This window comes from Pseudomonas sp. 8_5_2, from assembly GCF_059295255.1.
Genome location: NZ_CM181238.1, coordinates 3493549 through 3512693 on the forward strand (window position 1 = coordinate 3493549; position 19145 = coordinate 3512693).

21 protein-coding genes are annotated in these 19145 nt (G+C 61.6%); 6 read left to right on the forward strand and 15 right to left on the reverse strand.

Annotated features, from left to right (window positions below; genetic code table 11):
- Positions 1-11: 11 nt before the first annotated feature.
- Positions 12-302 carry a hypothetical protein gene (locus AC5O5R_RS16010; RefSeq protein WP_256676303.1) on the reverse strand — a complete coding sequence of 97 codons (291 nt, stop codon included), beginning with the start codon at positions 300-302 and terminating at the stop codon, positions 12-14.
- A gap of 204 nt (positions 303-506) precedes the next feature.
- Here AC5O5R_RS16010 and AC5O5R_RS16015 point away from each other — a divergent pair, with 204 nt between their 5' ends.
- Positions 507-1046 (forward strand): type 1 glutamine amidotransferase domain-containing protein, encoded by a 540-nt coding sequence (locus tag AC5O5R_RS16015; RefSeq protein ID WP_172224640.1) that lies wholly within the window; start codon positions 507-509, stop codon positions 1044-1046.
- 102 nt (positions 1047-1148) lie between these two features.
- On the opposite strand, the gene AC5O5R_RS16020 is transcribed toward AC5O5R_RS16015, so the two are convergent.
- Positions 1149-1310: a hypothetical protein gene (locus AC5O5R_RS16020; RefSeq protein WP_172224637.1), complete on the reverse strand. Its 162-nt coding sequence runs from the start codon at positions 1308-1310 to the stop codon at positions 1149-1151.
- Between the two features lie 183 nt (positions 1311-1493).
- On the opposite strand from AC5O5R_RS16020, the gene AC5O5R_RS16025 reads away from it, so the two are divergent.
- The gene (locus tag AC5O5R_RS16025) at positions 1494-1997 is read left to right on the forward strand and encodes a CinA family protein (RefSeq protein WP_172224634.1); all 504 of its coding nucleotides are present in this window, start codon (positions 1494-1496) and stop codon (positions 1995-1997) included.
- Positions 1998-2149: 152 nt separating this feature from the next.
- Positions 2150-3037, forward strand: a complete 888-nt coding sequence (locus tag AC5O5R_RS16030; RefSeq protein ID WP_172224631.1) for an alpha/beta hydrolase — start codon at positions 2150-2152, stop codon at positions 3035-3037.
- Between the two features lie 44 nt (positions 3038-3081).
- Here AC5O5R_RS16030 and AC5O5R_RS16035 read toward each other — a convergent pair whose 3' ends face one another.
- From AC5O5R_RS16035 to AC5O5R_RS16055, 5 genes are all read right to left on the reverse strand, one after another.
- Complete coding sequence (locus AC5O5R_RS16035) at positions 3082-3609, reverse strand: cupin domain-containing protein (RefSeq protein WP_494514531.1); 528 nt, start codon at positions 3607-3609, stop codon at positions 3082-3084.
- A 148-nt stretch (positions 3610-3757) separates the two neighbouring features.
- The gene (locus AC5O5R_RS16040; protein ID WP_172223232.1) at positions 3758-5281 is read right to left on the reverse strand and encodes an HAL/PAL/TAL family ammonia-lyase; all 1524 of its coding nucleotides are present in this window, start codon (positions 5279-5281) and stop codon (positions 3758-3760) included.
- 12 nt (positions 5282-5293) lie between these two features.
- Positions 5294-6127, reverse strand: a complete 834-nt coding sequence (locus AC5O5R_RS16045) for a quaternary amine ABC transporter ATP-binding protein (protein ID WP_172223229.1) — start codon at positions 6125-6127, stop codon at positions 5294-5296.
- Positions 6124-6975 (reverse strand): ABC transporter permease, encoded by an 852-nt coding sequence (locus tag AC5O5R_RS16050; protein ID WP_172223226.1) that lies wholly within the window; start codon positions 6973-6975, stop codon positions 6124-6126. The genes AC5O5R_RS16045 and AC5O5R_RS16050 overlap by 4 nt, the downstream gene beginning before the upstream one ends.
- Positions 6976-7050: 75 nt before the next feature.
- Positions 7051-8019, reverse strand: coding sequence for an ABC transporter substrate-binding protein (locus AC5O5R_RS16055; protein WP_172223223.1), 969 nt, complete (start codon positions 8017-8019; stop codon positions 7051-7053).
- A gap of 102 nt (positions 8020-8121) precedes the next feature.
- Here AC5O5R_RS16055 and AC5O5R_RS16060 point away from each other — a divergent pair, with 102 nt between their 5' ends.
- Positions 8122-9036, forward strand: a complete 915-nt coding sequence (locus tag AC5O5R_RS16060; protein ID WP_172223219.1) for a LysR family transcriptional regulator — start codon at positions 8122-8124, stop codon at positions 9034-9036.
- Between the two features lie 100 nt (positions 9037-9136).
- On the opposite strand, the gene aroE is transcribed toward AC5O5R_RS16060, so the two are convergent.
- Genes aroE through AC5O5R_RS16085 form a run of 5 tightly spaced genes read right to left on the reverse strand, consistent with a single transcriptional unit; the run spans position 9137 to position 12975 of the window.
- Positions 9137-9955, reverse strand: coding sequence for a shikimate dehydrogenase (gene aroE / locus AC5O5R_RS16065; protein ID WP_172223216.1), 819 nt, complete (start codon positions 9953-9955; stop codon positions 9137-9139).
- Positions 9952-11184 carry a CaiB/BaiF CoA transferase family protein gene (locus tag AC5O5R_RS16070; RefSeq protein ID WP_172223213.1) on the reverse strand — a complete coding sequence of 411 codons (1233 nt, stop codon included), beginning with the start codon at positions 11182-11184 and terminating at the stop codon, positions 9952-9954. Before AC5O5R_RS16070 ends, aroE begins: the two co-directional genes overlap by 4 nt.
- The gene (locus AC5O5R_RS16075; RefSeq protein WP_172223209.1) at positions 11181-11636 is read right to left on the reverse strand and encodes a MaoC family dehydratase; all 456 of its coding nucleotides are present in this window, start codon (positions 11634-11636) and stop codon (positions 11181-11183) included. The genes AC5O5R_RS16070 and AC5O5R_RS16075 overlap by 4 nt, the downstream gene beginning before the upstream one ends.
- Positions 11633-12031, reverse strand: a complete 399-nt coding sequence (locus AC5O5R_RS16080; protein ID WP_172223206.1) for a VOC family protein — start codon at positions 12029-12031, stop codon at positions 11633-11635. Before AC5O5R_RS16080 ends, AC5O5R_RS16075 begins: the two co-directional genes overlap by 4 nt.
- Complete coding sequence (locus AC5O5R_RS16085) at positions 12028-12975, reverse strand: ketopantoate reductase family protein (protein ID WP_172223203.1); 948 nt, start codon at positions 12973-12975, stop codon at positions 12028-12030. Before AC5O5R_RS16085 ends, AC5O5R_RS16080 begins: the two co-directional genes overlap by 4 nt.
- 93 nt (positions 12976-13068) lie before the next feature.
- Between AC5O5R_RS16085 and AC5O5R_RS16090 the strand changes: the two genes are divergently transcribed.
- On the forward strand, positions 13069-13983 hold the full coding sequence (locus tag AC5O5R_RS16090; RefSeq protein WP_494514532.1) for a LysR family transcriptional regulator: 915 nt from the start codon (positions 13069-13071) through the stop codon (positions 13981-13983).
- 81 nt (positions 13984-14064) lie between these two features.
- On the opposite strand, the gene AC5O5R_RS16095 is transcribed toward AC5O5R_RS16090, so the two are convergent.
- On the reverse strand, positions 14065-16038 hold the full coding sequence (locus AC5O5R_RS16095; protein ID WP_172223196.1) for a BCCT family transporter: 1974 nt from the start codon (positions 16036-16038) through the stop codon (positions 14065-14067).
- A gap of 304 nt (positions 16039-16342) precedes the next feature.
- Here AC5O5R_RS16095 and nhaA point away from each other — a divergent pair, with 304 nt between their 5' ends.
- Positions 16343-17710 carry a Na+/H+ antiporter NhaA gene (gene nhaA, locus AC5O5R_RS16100; protein ID WP_172223193.1) on the forward strand — a complete coding sequence of 456 codons (1368 nt, stop codon included), beginning with the start codon at positions 16343-16345 and terminating at the stop codon, positions 17708-17710.
- A 222-nt stretch (positions 17711-17932) separates the two neighbouring features.
- Here the strand turns inward: nhaA and arsH are convergent, their stop codons facing one another.
- Positions 17933-18634, reverse strand: coding sequence for an arsenical resistance protein ArsH (gene arsH / locus AC5O5R_RS16105; protein WP_172223189.1), 702 nt, complete (start codon positions 18632-18634; stop codon positions 17933-17935).
- 12 nt (positions 18635-18646) lie between these two features.
- Positions 18647-19117, reverse strand: a complete 471-nt coding sequence (locus AC5O5R_RS16110; protein ID WP_172223172.1) for an arsenate reductase ArsC — start codon at positions 19115-19117, stop codon at positions 18647-18649.
- Between the last annotated feature and the right edge of the window lie 28 nt (positions 19118-19145).

A 19145-nucleotide genomic window follows, 5' to 3' on the forward strand; every position in this document is an offset into this window, starting at 1 on the left:
GCGCAGAGCGATTACGCTACTTGCCGCTCGAAAGGCATTTGATGGGTGGCCAGACACCTGGCGCGCCCTACCCCCCATGCCAATGCCCTGGTCATCGACTCGCCAGGCCGGGAGTCGAACGCTTCTTCATGGAGCGCCATCCCCGCCCCGGCATACACCCCGATGAACAACTGGGTATTGCCGGTGCGCGACAGTCGCACCTGGATATCCATGGTGGTGCCATCATCCAGTGTTTCGTCGTGAGACCTGTGATGGAGCGTTGGATCTGCCCATTTCCAAAACACATCACCGCGTATCCGCATGCCGACCTCCTACGACTTTAGTCTTATTTGTGGGGTGCTCTCACCATAGCGCAGCGAAGCGGCAACGCAATCACCGGCGGGCGGATTATGGCGGCTGATTATGTATGAAGCCTGGCGAACGCTTGGCGGTCCGGCATTACCGAGGAACTTTCCAGGCCAGGCAACAGCCCCAATTGGAGGTTTGACGTTAACGGAGATCAGACGATGAGTGCTCAACTGAATGGCAAGCGCGTGGCCTTCCTGGTCACGGATGGGTTTGAACAGGTGGAACTGACTGGGCCGCTGGAGGCATTGAAAAGTAGCGGCGCCGTGGTCGATATCCTCAGCGAGAAAGAGGGTACTGTGCGCGGCTGGAACCACGACAAGCCGGCAGACGAATTCCCTGTAGATGCAACCTTCGAAGGTGCCGGACTCGATCTCTACGATGCCTTGGTACTGCCGGGCGGCGTGCAGAATTCCGACACTATTCGTATCATCCCCGCCGCGCAGCAACTGGTGAAGAGTCATGACGCGGCGGGCAAGCCGCTGGCAGTAATCTGCCATGGTGCCTGGCTGCTGGTATCGAGCGGCCTGGTCAGCGGCAAACGCATGACCAGCTACAAGACACTGCAGGACGATATTCGCAATGCCGGTGGCCAATGGGTCGACGAACAGGTGGTGGTCGATGGCAACCTGATCACCAGCCGCCAACCGGATGACATTCCGGCATTCAATGAGCAGCTGATCAAGGCTTTAGCGCGATGAAAGCCAGCTATATCAGTGCCATGCGCGGCAAGCCGATTTTCTGATAAAGACAGGCTCGCCAATCGGCGAGCCTGACCCCTGCGTTATCGGGTTTTTTCCAGTTCATTCATGCCCTTTGTCACGTGCCGTTTTCTGCGCGGTGGAGTCATGGGAAGTACCGGTAGAACCATCAGGACGATGGGCATCATTGTCGCGCTCCTCCTCCCCTTTGGATCTGGTCGGCGCTTGCGGCTTGCGCGAATTGGCCTGGTCTTCTCTGTTCATGCTGATCTCCTGCCCCTTACTGTGGTCGGGTGGCGCCTGGCTTGCCCCTTATAGGCATAGGAAGCCAGCGCGCAGCGCGAAGTTCAGGCGAGATGCCAATGGGAGATGGTCGGGCGCAAGGTGTGATGAACCAATTACCGCTGGATTGCGTCCACCGGAAACAACTAGCGAGTAGATTCTCCCATGGCAACCGAACCTGTGTTGGCCGCGCTCGGCTACCTCAAAGACAACCACTTGATCCTGACCACAGCCGAGTCATGCACTGCGGGCTGCATGGTGGCGCTGCTGGCAGCGGTGCCCGGTACTGGGGAAGTATTGGAAAGTGGTTATGTGGTGTATTCGCCCAGTGCCAAGAAGCGCCTGCTGGGCGTCAGCCCCGAGACCATCGAGCGATATGGCCTTACCAGCGAGGCAGTCGCATGGGAAATGGCCTTGGGTGCCTTGAGAGACAGCGATGCCAATGTGGTGATTGCCACTACTGGAATCGCCGGGCCCGCGCCTGAATCCGGCATACCTCCAGGCACCATGTGCTTTGCCTGGGCCTTTGCCGGCGAGCCCGTTGCCGTCTTTACGCGCACTCAACGCTTTTTTGGCGAACGGGCAGATGTCATGCGTGAGGGTGCACTGTTCGGACTGACTCGCCTTTCCCACTATCACCAGCGCTGGCTGCGCGGCGAGCACGTCTGAGGCACAATTCGACGCCTCGATTCCAGGCCCTATTGCAAACATCCAGGAAAGCGAGCTGATCACATGAGTGAACGAATGGAAACGCGGCAAAGCGTCCTGAATTGTTACTCAAGCTCGCAGTCCTGAATGCATACCGTCTCAGAGAGCGAGCCATGATCAAGATAGCTCTACGCGTGTGGGTTGTCGGCGGGCTGCTGGGGCTTTTGCTGGGTTGTTCACCACTGAACGTGTTAAACCTGCTCACCCCCGCAGGCACTTACCACAAGGTATCTGACCTGAAGTACGGCAAGGATCCGCGCAACCGGCTGGATGTTTACACGCCGGTCAACCGCGCAGCCGATGTGCCGGTGGTGGTGTTCTTTTATGGAGGCAGCTGGAACAGCGGTTCACGCAGTGACTACCGCTTTGTCGGCGAGGCGCTGGCAGCACGCGGTATCGTAGCGGTGCTCGCTGATTACCGGCTTTATCCCCAGGTGCACTATCAGGGCTTTCTCGACGACAGTGCGCGAGTGGTTGGCTGGACGCGCGAACACATCCGCCAGTACGGCGGCGATCCAGCGCGACTCTATGTGATGGGCCATAGCGCAGGCGGCTACAACGCAGCGATGATTGCGCTAGACCCCAAATGGCTGGCAGCCGTGGATATGCAGCCTTCGGTGCTTAGCGGCTGGATCGGCCTGGCCGGGCCTTACGACTTTCTGCCCATCGAAAACCCGGAGGTTAAACCGATTTTCTTCTTTCCGAATTCGCCACCCGACTCCCAACCGATCAACCACATCAGCGCCGCATCGCCCCCGGCGCTTTTGATAGCGGCAAAGGACGATAAGCTGGTCAACCCCGAGCGTAACACGGGGGGCATGGCCCGACGTTTGCGCGAACAAGGTGTGCCCGTGCGCGAGCTCTATTTCTCCAGGCCGGGCCACGGGACATTGATCGCAGCATTCTCCCGCCCTATGCGAGGGCTGGCGCCGGTCCTGGATGAGGTGATGGCGTTCATTCATGGGCAGGATCCAGCCTCGGGAATTTCTAACGACAGATGAGGCACTGCGTTGATCCTGAAGCGTGCTCACGCGCTGGCATCTGATCACCGCCAGTGTCTTGTCAGGGCGCCGTCAGCCCCGGTAACCGGGTCCTGCTGAGGTATTGGGACTCTGGCGATCCTCGCCAGCGCCTGCTGGTGAGCACCGATCTCGGGGCGCTGGATGTCGTAGTGTTCCTGCCCTTGCGGATATCCGCCCACGACCAGAAAGTCGTCGCTGGACGCCAGGCAACGATGCCCGGTTCCGGCGGGTAGCACCAGCACATCACCCGCCTTTACCGTCAGCGCCTGACCTGCTGCACCACCGAGCATTATCCGGGCACGGCCGCGGGCAACGCCCAGCACTTCGTGCGCGTTGGAGTGGAAATGGTGGTAATCGAAAATGCCGGCACGCCAGAGCGGCGTCCACTGGTGCGCGGCGAACAAGGACTCGAAAGCGCCGGCATTGTCATGGGCAGGCTCCACCCGTTGCAGCCGGTAAAGCAATACGGGAAAACGGCTGTTGGGCGTTGCCCCGTCGTCCTCGAACCGCAAGGCTTGCATGGGCTGGGTGCTGCTGTCGATGGCGAACATGAGGGCATCCTGATCAGGCTGACGATATCCTTGAGAAGCCATGCCTACCCCGAGGTTCCTGTGGGGTGACCACGTACAGCCCGTGCTGCCCCTGCCGTCGCTCATCAAACTGCAACAGGCCAGGAAGTTCGCCAGCTGCCTACATCTGTCACAGCAGCCCGGGGAAAGCAGCGCCAGGCAGGCTGGGGTCCTTCAGGATCGATGCACTGCTGGCGATATCCGGGGCCAGCCAACGGTCCTGGGTGTAGGCCGGGACCCGTTCGCGCAACAACCGCCAGGCAATGTGGGTACCTGCGCCAAAGCGCTGCTCTTTGAAGAACTCGAAAGCCTGGGCGGCCAACAGGTATTCGATGGCAAGGATCTGCGTGCAGTTCTGCAGGGCGCGGTGCAGCTTCAAACCGGCATTGGTGCCCATGCTCAGATGATCCTCCTGCAGACCGGAGGTGACGTAGTTGTCGATGACCGCCGGTTGCGCCAGCTGACGGTTTTCTGCACAGAGAGAAGCGGCGACGTACTGGACAATCATCATGCCCGAGTTCACACCCGGCTGGCTAACCAGAAAGGCCGGCAAACCGCTGACCAGCGGGTTGATCAGGCGATCGAGACGACGCTCGGCAATCGCCCCGATCTCGGCCACCGCGATGGCCAGCAAGTCGGCCGCCATGGCCACCGACTGGCCATGCGGATTCGCCTGCGAAACCACCCGATACGACTCGGGTGTACCCAGCAATATCGGATTGTCGGTGGTGGAGTTGAGTTCGGTTTCGATCTGCCGCGCGGCGTGGTCCAACTGGTCGCGCGCGGCACCATGAACCTGCGGGATCGAGCGAATGCTCAAAGCGTCCTGGGTGCGAATGCCATGGCTGCCGGCAATGATTTCGCTACCGTCCAGCAGGCGACGCAAGTTGCTGCCCACCCGCTGCATGCCAGGGTGGGGTTTCAGCGCGATGATTTCTGGGTCGAAGGCATCGAGTTGGCCGCGCAGGGCCTCGAAGCTCATGGCGCTGATAACGTCCGCCCATTGGCTCAGCCGGGTGGCATCGTCCAGGGACAGGCAGCTCAGACCGGTCATGCAGGGCGTACCGTTGACCAGGCACAGACCATCCTTGGCACCCAGTTTGACCGGTGCCAGTCCGACCTCGGCCAAGGCTTGCTGCGCTGGCACGATCTGGCCGCGATAACTGACCTGGCCGACGCCCAGCAAGCTGATGCTGATATGGGCCATATGGGTCAGATACCCCACCGACCCCTGTTTCGGCACCTGCGGGGTGATGTGCTGGTTGAGCAGCGTCAGCAGCGCCTCGACCACCTTGCGCTGAAGGCCGGAACGGCCCTGGCAGAAGTTGATGATCGCCGCGCACATGATCGCCCGGGTCTGTTCGTCCGACAGCGCGGCACCCACGCCACAGGCATGGCTGAGCAAGGTGTTGTGCGACAGCTGGCTGAGTTGTTCGTCCTGTAACGAAACATTGCACAAGGCGCCAAGCCCGGTGTTGACGCCATAGGCGCGGTCACCGCTGGATACGATGCGCTGGACAATCGCCTGGGCGTTATCGATCCGCGCCCAGGCCGATGGGGCCAGCTCAAGCTTCGCTCCATGCCGGGCCACAGCCACCACGTCCTGCCAGCGAACGGGCGCCTCGGCGATGATGATTTTTTCGGCAAACGACATACTCGCGGGTCCTTAAAGCGAAGCTACGCGACGCTGCACGAAACGATCGACGTATTCGTCCGCAGGCTGGTAGAGGATTTCTTTGGGCGTGCCGACCTGGATCAGGCGCCCGTCCTTGAGAATGGCAATTCGGTTGCCGATACGCACCGCTTCGTCCAGGTCGTGAGTGATGAAGACGATGGTCTTGTGCAGGGTCTTTTGCAGTTCCAGCAACTGGTCCTGCATTTCGGCGCGAATCAGTGGGTCGAGCGCACTGAAGGCTTCGTCCATCAGGATGATATCGGTGTCGGCAGCCAACGCACGCGCCAGGCCGACGCGCTGGCGCATGCCGCCCGACAGCTGGTGCGGGTACGATTTTTCGTAACCCTTGAGGCCCACGGTGTGGATCCAGTGCAGGGCACGCTCTGTGCACAACGCTTTGCCCTCGCCACGGACTTTCAACCCGTAAGCGACGTTGTCCAGCACGCTGCGGTGCGGCAACAGGCCGAAGCTCTGGAACACCATGCTGATCTTGCGCCGGCGGAATTCGCGCAGGGCTTGCATGTCGTATTGCAGGATGTCCTCGCCATCGACCAGGATCTCGCCGCTGGTCGGGTCGATCAGGCGGTTGAAGTGACGCACCAGGGTCGACTTGCCCGAGCCTGACAGGCCCATGATCACGAAGATCTCGCCGCTGCCGATGGACAACGAGAGATCGTTGACCCCGACCACGCAGCCGGTTTCGGCCAGCACCTGCTCCTTGGTCTTGTTCTGGCGGATCAGTTTCAGGGCATCTTCGGCACGCGCACCGAATATCTTGAAGACATGGTTGACTTCGATCTTGTTCATCGTCTGCTTGGCGCTCATTTGCCCACCCCATGCCGTGGCCGGCCATAGGCCTGGGTAATGCGGTCGATCACAACCGCCAGAATCACAATGGCCAGCCCCGCTTCGAGGCCGCGGCCGACATTCAGGGTCTGGATGCCGACAAGGACGTCTTCGCCCAAGCCACGGGCACCGATCATCGACGCGATGACGACCATCGACAGGGCCATCATGGTGGTCTGGTTGATACCGGCCATGATGCTCGGCAACGCCAGCGGCAACTGCACGCCAAACAGTTGTTGCAGCCGGTTGGCACCGAACGCATTGATCGCTTCCATGACCTCGCCATCCACCTGGCGAATGCCCAGGTCGGTCAGGCGAATCAGTGGCGGGGCGGCATAGATGACAGTGGCGAAGATCGCCGGCACCTTGCCCAGGCCGAACAGCATCAATACCGGGATCAGGTACACGAAGCTGGGCATTGTCTGCATGATGTCCAGCAGCGGCATCAACACCGCCCGCAGGCGATCGTTGCGCGCCGACAGGATACCCAGCGGAATGCCGACCAGAACCGAGATCAGCGTTGCTACCAGCATCAGCGCCAGGGTCTGCATCAGCTTGTCCCAGAGCCCGACCGCACCGACCAGGAACAGCAAACCTACGATCACCGCGGTGGGTACGACTCGACGGGTGGCGTGCCAGGCAATACCGCCGACGATGGCCAGCATCAGCCACCAGGGTGTTGCGCGCAGCAAACCTTCGAGGTTGACGATGGCCCACAGCAGGGTCTCGGAAATGTGCCGGAACACGTCACCGTAGTGAGTGACCAGCGCATCAACCCAGCCATTGACCCAGTCGGCAATGGAAAACGTGAAGTTTTTCGGGAACATGGATTTCTCTCGAGCAAGTGCATGAAGCGGACTGCTAGGTGGCACGCCCGGCAGGCGCCGGACCCGTCCACGCCCTCAGAGTGCCGCGTCGACCTTTTTGGCTGCGTCTTCGCTGACCCAGCTGTGCCAGACTTCGGGGTGCTCCTTGAAGAACAACCTGGCCAGTTCCGCCGCCTCGATACGCTCCTTGCTCATGCGTCCCAGGTTCTGATTCAGCAGATCGACCGGCAGATTGACCTTTTCCAGCACAGCCACCAGTTCTGGTGCCTGCTCGTGGAAGGCCTTCGACACACCCACCTTGATGGTCACGGATTTATCCACGCCTGGGTGCTCGTCCAGCTTGACCAGGTCGGCCTGGCCCATCAGCGGGGTTGGCGACCAGTAGTAGAAGAGGATCGGCTCGCCACGCTTGTAGCTCGACAGCACGGCGGCATCCAGTGCCGGGCCGGTGCCCGGGCGGAAGTTGGTGTAGGTGTTCTCCAGGCCATAGCGCTTGAGCATTTCGCTGTTGTCCAGCTCGCAGGTCCAGCCGGCCGGGCAGTTGTAGAAGCGCCCCTTGTCCGGTTCTTCGGGGTCCTTGAATACCTGGGCGTATTGCCCCAGGTCGGCAATGCTCTTGAGGTTCGGTGCTTTGGCTTCGAGTTTGCGCCTGGCATCGCCTTCGATCACATAGCGCGGCACATACCAGCCTTCGACCGCGCCAGCCACCGGCGAGCCGACGCCGACGACCTTGCCGGCGGCCGCCGCCTTGTTCCAGACCTCGCTGCGCCCTACCCACTCCTCGGCGAACACCTGGATATCGTTGCTGCTCAGGGCGTTTTCCATGGAGATGGAGTTACCCGGCAGGCTGTCGGTGTCACAGCCGTAGCCATTTTTCAGCACGAACTGCATCACCTCGGTGAGCAGCATCCCGCTTTCCCAGTTCAAACCGGCGAACTTCACCGGCTTGCCCGACTCGCACCAACCGGCCGCCTGGCTGACGCCGGCGGACGCCAGCAGCCCTAAAGAAAGTGTCGTGGTCAGCAGAGCTTTTGTAATTGTCATTGTGACGCTCCCAAACAAGATGATCACTGCGCAGGAGAAATATTTCACAACCTCAAAAAAGGATAAAATAATAAGTCCTGATGCATCACCACGGAAAAACCTATGAAGTTCACACTGCGACAGCTTCGCTACGCGCTCGCAGCGGCCAAGCACGGAAACCTGACCACTGCCGCCATGGAGCTTCATGTTTCACAGCCTTCCATTTCGGCGGCCATCACCGAACTGGAGGAGGTGCTGGGTCAGTCGATCTTCATACGCCAGCGTGGCCTGGGGATATCGCTGACCCCGTTCGGTCGTACGGTCATGGTCCAGGCCCGCCGCGTGCTGGCAGAGGCCCAGACCTTTGCCGAGATCAATGCCAACGCAGGCGAGTGTGTCGGTGAACTGGTAGTCGGCTGTTTTGAAGACCTGGCGCCGTATTGCCTGCCACAAATTGTGCGACGGATGCAGGAGTCCTGCCCAAGGGTCACGGTCGACATGCGCGATGGCAGCTTCGATTATGTTGGCAAGCGGCTCAGCGAGGGGGCGATAGAACTGGCCATCACCTACGATCTGGGTTTACCAGCGAACACGCATTGCACCCAGCTGTGTCAGCTGACGGCCCAGGTACTGCTGGCGGCCGATCACCCGCTGGCCAAGCAGTCGCGCGTCAGTCTCAAGGCGCTAGCTGAATACACCCTGGTAGTCACCGATCAGGTCCACAGTTGGCAACATGTGCTGGATCTGTTCAGCTTTTACGACCTTTCACCCGCCGTTGTGCACCGTGTACGCACCTTCGAGTTGCAGCGCAGCCTCGTCGCCAACGGGTTTGGCGTGGCGCTGATCTACACCCGGCCATTTGGTGACCGTAGTTATGATGGTCATGCGCTGGTGTGTCGGCCGACTGAGGAAAAACTGCCAACCCACAGCATCGTACTGGCGCATGACCAGCGCTATCCGCTGACGCCTTCGGCTGAGGCGTTCAAGGCGCTGGCGGTGGCATGGTTCGCCGAGCGACCATCGTTTGCATCTGAATGAACAACAGGCTGGGCGAACATCACTTCCGTGATGTCCGCCTACTGGGGGTTTCGGATCTCTACGCCGTGTTTCGAGAAAATGTTGGGCCGACGACCACGGCTTACTCCAGCGCAATGGTCAGTCGATCGATCACGCCACGGGTTTCAGGTCGTACCCCTCGCCACCAGGCGAAAGCTTCCGCCGCCTGCTCGACCAGCATGCCGACGCCGTCGGCCATGCGCGCTACACCTTGCGCTTTCGCCATACGCAGAAACGGCGTCAGGCCTTTGCCATACGCCAGCTCATACGCCAGGCGCGTCTCGGCCAGTACGCCCTTGGGTAGCGGCGGCAGCTCACCCGTCAGGCTGGCGGAGGTAGCGTTGACAACGATGTCGAAACCCAGCCCTTCCAGCTCTTCGTAGCGACTGATGCGCAACCGTGGGTGATTCAGTTCGTTGCGTAACGTCAGTGCCTTGGCCATATCGCGGTTGGCAATCACCAGCTCGCGAGGCCCGGCCTGCAAAAACGGCAGCAACGCACCGCGAACGGCGCCGCCGGCGCCGAGCATGAGCACGCGCGTATCACGCAGAGGTTCGCCGAGGTTTTCTTCGATGTCCCGCAACAAACCGATACCGTCGAAGTTCTCCGCCAGGATACGACCATCCTCGAACTTCAGCGCATTGGCCGCCCGTGCCAATTGGGCCCGCTCGCTGCGCCGATCGGCCAGCTCGAAGGCCCGCAACTTGAACGGCGCGGTGATGTTCATGCCCCGCCCGCCGTCACGACGAAAATGCAGCACCTGGGTTTCGAAATCATCCAGCCCGCCTTCGATGGCGCCGTACTCCAGCGCCTGGCCGCTGGCCTCGGCGAACAGGCCATGAATCAAAGGGGACTTGGTGTGGTTGATCGGCCGGCCGATCACTGCGTAGCGGTCGCTCATCGCGCAACTCCTTGAGTAAACAGCACACCGTCTGCCTGCATGGCGGTGATTTCTTCAGGGCTGAAGCCAAGCCCGGCAGCGACTTCGGCATTGTGCTGGCCGAGGTCCGGGGCTACCTGGTGGATGGTGGTGTCGCAGTCGGAAAATCGGAACGGCAGGTTGGGCAGGCGCAAGGTGCCGTAGCGTGGGTGCTGCTGTTCGATGACCATGTTGCGGGCCTGGATCTGCGGGTCGGCCAGCACCTCGTCAATGCACTGCACCTTGGCACTGGGGATGTCGATGCCATCGAGCAGCGTGAGGATGTCAGCCACCCGGCGCGCGCCAACCCAGTCACGGACCACCGCCAGGATCGTCTCGCGGTGAGCGTTGCGGCCGTTGAGGTGGTGATAGCGGCGGTCGCTACCGAACCCGGGCGGGCCGCCGTTGGCTTCGAGCATGGCGGCGAAGCGCCGCCAGGCATCGTCGACCTGGGCAGCGATCACCAGGTCACCGTCGGCGGCACGGAACACGCCGTACAGGGTCGAGGTGGGCATGTCGTGGCCGGTCTGTTGGGGCAGCACGGTGCCGCCAGACAAGGTGTAGCACTGCACCGCGTATTCGTGCATCGACACCAGGGTGTCATACAGGGCCATGTCGATGTGCTGGCCACGGCCACTGCTCACCCGACCGAGCAGCGCGGCATTGATCGCCGCCACTGCGTGAATGCCGGTGTACATGTCACCCAGCGAAATGCGCAGCAGCGGCGGCGCTTCGCCCGGCACGCCAACCATCTGCATGATGCCGCTCTTGGCTTCGGCGATCAGCCCGAAGCCGGCGCGGTGGGCGTCCGGCCCGGTGTGGCCGTAGGCGGAAATCGAGCAGTACACCAGGCGCGGGTTGCGCGCCGACAGCTCGGCGTAGCCCAGGCCCAGCTTGTCCAGCGCGCCTGGGCGGTAGTTCTCGATGAAGACGTCCGCCGAATCGCTCAGGCGCTGCATGAATGCCTTGCCACGCGGGTCCTTCATATTGACGCTGACGCCCTGCTTGCCCATGTTCAGCTGCAGGAAATAGCCGCTCTGCTGATCGTCCAGGGTAAATGCATGCTGGCGACCGGCATCGCCGCTGCCCGGCCGTTCGACCTTGATCACCTCGGCACCCAGCGCCGCCAGGCAGCGCCCCACATAAGGCCCGGCAAGGAAGTGGCTGTAGTCGATGACGCGGATACCCGCCAAGGGTAATGGCTGACTCATGCTTCTATCCTCCGCGGCACCATCAGCCGGTGCTCGCCACGCTGCACGACGTCGCCGTGCTGGTTGATCAGTTCCGATGGCAGCACCACGATGCCCCAGCCTGGGCGGCTATTGCTGGGGCGCATCGCCCCCACCCGCATGCGCACATGCAGCACGTCATTGACCTTGATCGGCAGCACGAAGTCCCAGGTCCAGCCCAGCGACATGCCCGGCAGGAAGCGGTACTCGCACTGGGTTTTCAGGCCATCGGCGATCGACAAGCCGAACAGGCCGTGGGCCACCAGGCAGCCAAAGTGGCTGGCGTTGGCGTAGGCCTCGTCGACATGCACCGGGGTGTGGTCGCCAGTGAGATCGGCGTAAGCCAGGATGCGTTCGCGGGTCACGGTGTATGTCGGGCTGATGCATTCGTCGCCTTCGCGGGCATCGTCCCAGTACTTTTCAATCACGCTCATGCCTGCACCTGCGCACGCGGGTCGATGGCCAGTGCCTGGGCCACGCATTTCGCCGGCCGCGCCTGGATGAATTCCACTGCCAGGCCGTCTGGCAGGCGCAGCCAGTTGCGGCCTTGAGGCATTTCGCTGACGCCAAAGCGCTGGGCGGCGGTCAATGCCGCCTCCAGGTCCTCGCACATGATGCCCAAGTGCGCCATGCGCCCCTCTGGCCCAGTGAAGTCCGGCTGATGGATGAACTGCAGGCCGCCGAGGGTCCAGTACTGCGCCGGCTGCTCGACGTCGCCCTGCACTTCACGCATGGTCATGCCACATACCTCGCTGAAAAAGCGGATATGCCACTGGATGTCCTGCACCCAGAACGCCACGTGTTCGAGGTAGGCTTTTGCCTGGCTCATGGGGTATCCCTCTTCTGGTGATCGGCCATGGCGCGCTCGATGCCCTTGATGCAGGCCACCAGGGTCGCATTGACCGGCGTGGCCACGCCATGGCGCTGGCCCCAGCGCACGACGGAGCCGTTGATGAAGTCGATTTCGCTGATCGAGCCTTTTTCCAGGCTCTGCAGCATCGAGGTGCGAAAGCTCGCCGGCAGGCCCTCAGCGGCCAAGGTCCAGGCGGCGTCAGGGCTGCTCAGGCTGAGTCGGATGCCAGCGCGCTCGGCCACGGCGATGGCTTCGGCCACGGCGGCCTTGGCGGTACTTTCCAGCAGCGGCTCGCTGTACAGCTGGCCATAGCTGAGCATGGTGATGCCGCTTAATGCGCCGGTGGCGACGTTGACCAGCAGTTTGTCCCACATGGTTCCAAGAATGTTGTCGCTGACCGTGGTGGCCAACCCGGCGCCGTTGAAGACTTCGGCGATGGCCTGCACCCGCGGTGTCAGCTGGCCATCCAGTTCACCGATAAAGGTCTGTTTGCCGGCTACGCCTGCGCGGATCGAACCGGGCGCCAGCAGCACGCCACCGACATAGGTCTTGCCGGCCAGCACCCGCTCACGACCGACGGCGTCGGCCAGGATGTCTTCGTGACCGAGGCCATTCTGCAGCGACAGCACCAGCGTCTGCGGCCCGATCAGCGCGGCAGCACCGGCGATGGCCTCGGCGGTGTGGAACGACTTCACCAGCACCACCACCAGGTCGGCCACGCCGACATCTTCGGCTTCGATAGCAGCGTTGACCGGTATCTGCCGCTCACCTCGTTCGTCGTGCACCTGAAGCCCGTGCAGGTTCATCGCCTCGACGTGCGCCCGGCCGCGGTTCAACAACCAGGTTTCATGCCCCGCCTCGCTCAGGGCCGCACCAATGGCGCAGCCCAGGGCACCGGCGCCCAGAATGCAGATTTTCACGTCGCAGACCTCCTGTGGTTTGCGACTACCTTATGCAGCGAGGGTTATTTGCGCTATACAATGGCTTCAATACCATCATTGAGATTCGCAATAATGAAAGCGCTGGAGGCCCTGCCCGAACCCAAGCTGCTGCAGCTGTTCGACGTGCTGTACCAGTGCCGCAGCGTGACCCGCGCCGCCGAGCAGTTGGTGCAGAGCCAGCCGACCATCAGCATCTGGCTGGCGCGCCTGCGTGAACAGTTGAGCGACCCGCTGTTCGTGCGCACGCCTGGCGGCATGGCCCCTACCCCACGCGCAGACCAGTTGATCGGGCCGTGCCGCGAGGTGCTGGAATCGCTGCGGCGGCTGACCGCCTGGGAACCGCAGTTCATCGCCGGCACAGCGCAGCGGCGCTTTCGCCTGTGCGTCAGCGATGCCAGCCATATCACCTTGCTGCCGAGCATCCTCAACCACCTGCGCAACCATGCCCCCGGCATCCGCCTGGAGGCAGCGCGCATCGATGGCAATACAGAGAGCGCGCTGGAATCGGGCGAAGCGGACCTGGCCATCGGCTTCGTACCCTGGCTGGGTGGAGGGATGTACCAGCAGGTGCTGTTCGAGCAGGACTGGGTGTGCCTGAGCAACCCGCTGCATCCCCGCCTGGGCAAGGGCATGAACTTGACCCGCTACCGCGCCGAGGGGCATGTCCAGATCAGTTTCGGCACCGGGCAGAAGCTGCTGGAGGCAGGATTGGCGCGGGCCGGGATCGAGCGGCGGATCATGCTGGAGCTGCCGGCGTTTCTCGGGTTGGGGATGATAATCGGCACCACGGATCTACTGGCCACCCTGCCGCGGCATATCGGGCAGACACTGGCTGACATGCATGGGCTACGGGTGCATGACTGCCCGTTTGCGGTGGAGGGGTTCACAGTCAAACAGCATTGGCATGCCCGATATCATCAGGACAGTGGCAATCGGTGGTTGCGGGAAGTCGTTCGTGGGCTGTTCCAGCCGGCAAGCCAGTCGTGATGTGGTTTCGACTTTGATAGATGTGATTACAGCAGGCCAACCGCCCTGCCCTGACGAAGCCAGGGCAGGAGCGAATCAACGTCAGCTCACCACGTGCAGGTAATGCAGGTGGCGCTCGTACTGATCCAGGATGTCGCCTATCACGTCGTCGCGGCTCCAGCCCATGATGTCGTAGTCCTGGCCGCCTTCGCGCAAATGCACTTCGGCGCGGAAATACTTGCGGGCATCGCCGCCGTCTTCGGTATCGCGCATGACGAAGCTTGGCGTATTGAATGCCCGTGGCCGTACTTCGTAAAGGAAACGCCCCTCACCGGCATGGGAGAGTTCGAGCGTAACCCGCCCATCGTCGCGTTCACCCACATTCACGTCGTAACCTTGCTTGCGCAACTCTACGGCGACCTCGTCACAGGCGGGCTTTACCACCTCGGCGATGAAGCGGGTCACATGGGCCCGACGCGGCATCATGGCGATACTGCGCAGTCGACGCTGCCAGCCTCCGTGCGGGTCACGGCCATGCCGGGGGCCAGGCAAGGCCTGATTACGCAACCCCCGGCGAGTGGCATCCAGACTGAGCGCCTTGAACAAGCCCCAGATCGAGATCAGCAAGATGGCAGCGAACGGCAAAGCACTCGCGATGGTCGCCGTCTGCAACGCCTTGAGCCCGTTGGCCAGCAACAACGCGATCGCCACCGCGCCAATGCTGACTGACCAGAAGATACGTTGCCACAGCGGTGAATGGCCTTGCCCGGACGAAGCCAGCATATCCACTACCAGCGCACCGGAGTCCGCCGACGTCACAAAAAACACCACAACCATCAGCACCGCGATCAACGAAACGACGCTGGAGAACGGGAAATGCTCAAGGAAGGCAAACAGGGCAAGGGAACTGTCTTCACTGACCACCGCTGCCAGCTCCTTGACGCCATCGTTGAGGATCATATGAATTGCCGAGTCGCCGAACACGGTCATCCACAGCAGGGTGAAACCCGCGGGCACGAACAGTACGCCGCAGACGAACTCGCGAATGGTCCGGCCTCGAGAAATACGTGCGATGAACAGGCCCACGAACGGCGACCAGGACAACCACCAGCCCCAGTACAACAAGGTCCAGCCACCGATCCAGTCAGTAGGCTCATACGCGTAGAGGTTGAAGGTTTTGTTGACGATGTCGGACAGATAGGCGCCGGTATTCTGTACATAGGTCTGCAACAGGAACACCGTGGGCCCTAGCAGCAGCACGAACAGCATCAGGATAACCGCCAGGCTCAGGTTGAGCTCGGAGAGGATGCGAATCCCTTTATCCAGACCGCTGGCCACCGAGAGCGTCGCCAATGCGCAGGTGGCGGCGATGAGGGTGACTTGCACGGTAGTGTTCACTGGCAAACCGAACACGTAGTGGAAACCACTGTTGATCTGCAATACCCCATAACCCAACGAGGTCGCCACGCCGAACACTGTGCCGAGAATGGCGAAAACATCGACGGCATGCCCGATAGGGCCGTAAATCCGCTCGCCGATCAGCGGATAGAGCGCCGAGCGCAAGGTCAAGGGCAGGCCGTTGCGAAAGCTGAAATAGGCCAGAATGAGCGCGACGATGGCGTAGATTGCCCAGGCATGCAGGCCCCAATGGAAAAAGGTGATTTTCATCGCTTCACGGGCCGCGGCAACGGTGCCGGGATCACCTACGGGCGGCGTGGTGAAGTGCATGACCGGCTCGGCCACGCCAAAGAACATGAGGCCGATCCCCATGCCAGCCGAGAACAGCATGGCAAACCAACTGCTCTTGCGGTAATCCGGCTCACTGTGGTCCGGGCCCAGCTTGATATCGCCGTAACGGCTCACGGCCAGAAACACCACACTGATCAACACCAGCGCTACAGTGAGAATGTAGAACCAGCTGGCATTGGTGATGATCCATTGCTGGACTTGCTCGAAGAGCGTCTGGGCGTGCTCCTGAAATGCAGTGGCGTACAAGACCAGAAGAAAGATGAGGATTGCGCTGCTGTAGAAGACGGGTGGGTTGAGGGTGCTCCTCGGTTTGGGGGCTGCAGTCATTACGGCAGTTCTCCTTGTAAGGCGATGTGCACAGCGCGCCTGAATACGCCGACATTTCCCAAGGCTAGCAGGTCGGTAACTACCCGCTTGCCTAGCTCCATAGGCTCGAAACCAACATAAACCCTAACGTTCGCAGGAAAAAATCTCAAATCACCACCGTGCCGCCTGGGACTGGAAGCCCCAGTTTTTTTTCATTTGAAGGCGGTTGTTCGGTACACTAGCCGACGGGTGCCAACTGCATAGTGCAGGGGGGCAGGTTAAAGAACAGCGCAGGTCGGGCCGCCATGCGGGAGTACTTGCGCCTATGCATAACACAGAATTGCCTCGCGTCCAGGCACTGGCCGAGCGTGCCTTCGCCAACCTTGAGCGTTTCCTGCACATCGAAGCGGTCAGCGGCATTGTCCTGCTGGTTGCCGCTGTGGCTGCCCTGATCTGGGCGAACTCTCCGGCCGCAGACAGCTATGAAGCCCTTTGGCATACCCCCTTGACGATCGGCGTGGGCTCGCTGGTCTATTCGCAGTCACTGCACTTCTGGATCAATGATGGCTTGATGACCATCTTCTTCCTGGTCGTGGGCATGGAGATCCGTCGCGAGATCCACGAGGGCGCACTGTCCAGCTTGCGCCAAGCCACGCTGCCCATGGCTGCCGCCCTCGGCGGCGTAGCGGTACCCGCCCTGCTCTACCTGGCGTTTGGCCACGCGCCGGCAGAGCAACAAGGCTGGGCTGTGCCGACGGCTACGGATATCGCCTTTGCAGTAGGTGTGTTGGCGCTGCTCGGCAAGTCGATCCCATCGAATGTGCGGGTGTTTCTGCTCGCTCTGGCAATCATCGATGACATCATTGCCGTGCTGATCATCGCCTTCTTCTACTCGGGCGGCCTTGATTACAGCGGTTTCGGCGTTGCGGCAATCGGTCTGTTGATGGTGATCGGGCTGCAGAAGATGGGTGTGGGTTCTGCCTACGCCTACCTCATTCCTGGTGTGATCACCTGGCTGGGCATCTTGCTGACCGGAGCCCACCCTACCCTCGCTGGCGTTGTGCTGGGCCTGATGACTCCGGTCAAGGCAATGCCGATGCGTGAGCGCCCGCTGGATGCCATTACCCGCTTCACCGGAGAACTGCTGGGGCGTGCCAAGTCGCCTGAGCAGGACGCCAGCGACCTTATGGACCCGTTGAAACGGCTGCGCCTGGCCCAGCGCGAACTGGTACCGCCGGTGGTGCGCATGCAGGGTACCCTGCACCCTTGGGTCGCCTTCGGCATCATGCCGGTATTTGCCCTGGCCAATGCCGGAGTTAGCCTCTCGGGTGTCGACCTGTCCGCCGAGGGCCCCCAGTGGGTCATGATCGCCGTCGTTGCCGCGCTGGTCGCTGGCAAACCCGTGGGCATCGTCGGCGTCAGTTGGCTGATGGTCCGGTTGGGCTGGTGCGTGCTTCCCGCCGAGGTCAACTGGCGCAGCATTACCCTGGTCGGGCTGCTGGCCGGCATCGGCTTCACCATGTCGATTTTCATCGCCAACCTTGCCTTCGTCGACCCTGGTTCACTAGGGGCGGCGAAACTCGGGGTTCTGGCCGCGTCGGTGGTGGCGGCTGTGCTGGGCTTGAGTTGGGGTGTGTGGTGCAGGCGAGGAGCAGTGTCTGCTAACAGCGCAGGCTCAGCCACCCAGCGCTAATCCTGGTCAGGGGGCGTCCTGGGCCTTCAGCTCAGGCTTGATCGCACAACTTGAACGCGATGGTACCCACCAGTTCAAGGTGATTTGATCGAACCCATGCCCCCCGTGCGCTAATGCCAGTCAGTCAAGGCCAAAGGGGCTGCTGCGCAGCCCCAATGGCTTAGCTGACTGACGGGAGATGAGCGTGTTCAGGTTTCTGGTCATGTGTTCCCATACTTCGCCTCAGATCGAGCGCTGGTTCACGCGCATGGAAAGCTGTTCGGCGCTTTCTTTGCGTTCCGAATAACGATCCACCAGAAACTGCTGGCGATCACGTAACAGCAGGGTGAATTTCACCAGTTCTTCCATGACGTCCACCACGCGATCGTAGTACGCCGACGGTTTCATGCGGCCTGCATCATCGAACTCCAGATAGGCCTTGGGCACCGACGACTGGTTGGGGATAGTGAACATGCGCATCCAGCGGCCCAGCACCCGCAGTTGGTTGACTACGTTGAACGATTGCGAGCCACCGCAGACCTGCATCACCGCCAGTGTCTTGCCCTGGGTGGGGCGCACGGCGCCAAGCGCCAGGGGAACCCAGTCGATCTGGGCCTTGAACACGGCAGACATTGCGCCGTGACGCTCCGGCGAGCACCAGACCTGGCCTTCCGACCACAGCACCAGATCACGCAGCTCCTGCACCTTGGGATGCTCCACCGGCACGTCGTCAGGTAGCGGCAGGCCAGAGGGATTGAACAGACGCGTCTCGGCGCCGAAGTGCTCCAGCAGGCGCGCTGCTTCTTCTACCAGCAAGCGGCTGAAGGAGCGCTCGCGGGTCGACCCATATAGCAACAGGATGCGCGGCTTGTGCGCGCTGGCGGGGATTTCAGCTGGCGGCAGGTCGAACAGCGAGAGATCGAGATTAGGCAGTTGCTCGGACATGTTTCCTCCTGCTCAGAGAGCACCAATGCGATCCAGCTCGCGTTTGAGCTGGTCGCGGCCAAGGATGTCGAAAGGAAGAGCGAGGAACGCCCGGCAGCGCAACTCGATGCGGGCCAGGGTGGCGTGGAATGCAGCGTCGATCGACGCTTCGTCAGCCACGACATCGGACGGATCCTCAAGCCCCCAGTGCGATTTCAGTGCAGGGCCGAAATACACCGGGCAAGCTTCACCGGCAGCCTTGTCGCAAACGGTGATGACGATATCAGGAGGGCAACCCTCGAACGCGTCATTGCCCTTGCTGCTCAGCCCATCCGTCGCGATGCCGGCATTCTGCAAGGTGGTCAGGCTGCGCGGCAACACCTGGCCTTTCGGAAAGCTGCCGGAACTGACGGCTTCAAATCCGTGAGGCGCCAGGTGATTGAACATGGCCTCGGAAAGGATACTGCGGCAGCTGTTGGCTGTGCACATGAACAGGACTCGCATGGGGGGCTCCTCCGCTTCGTGGCGGATG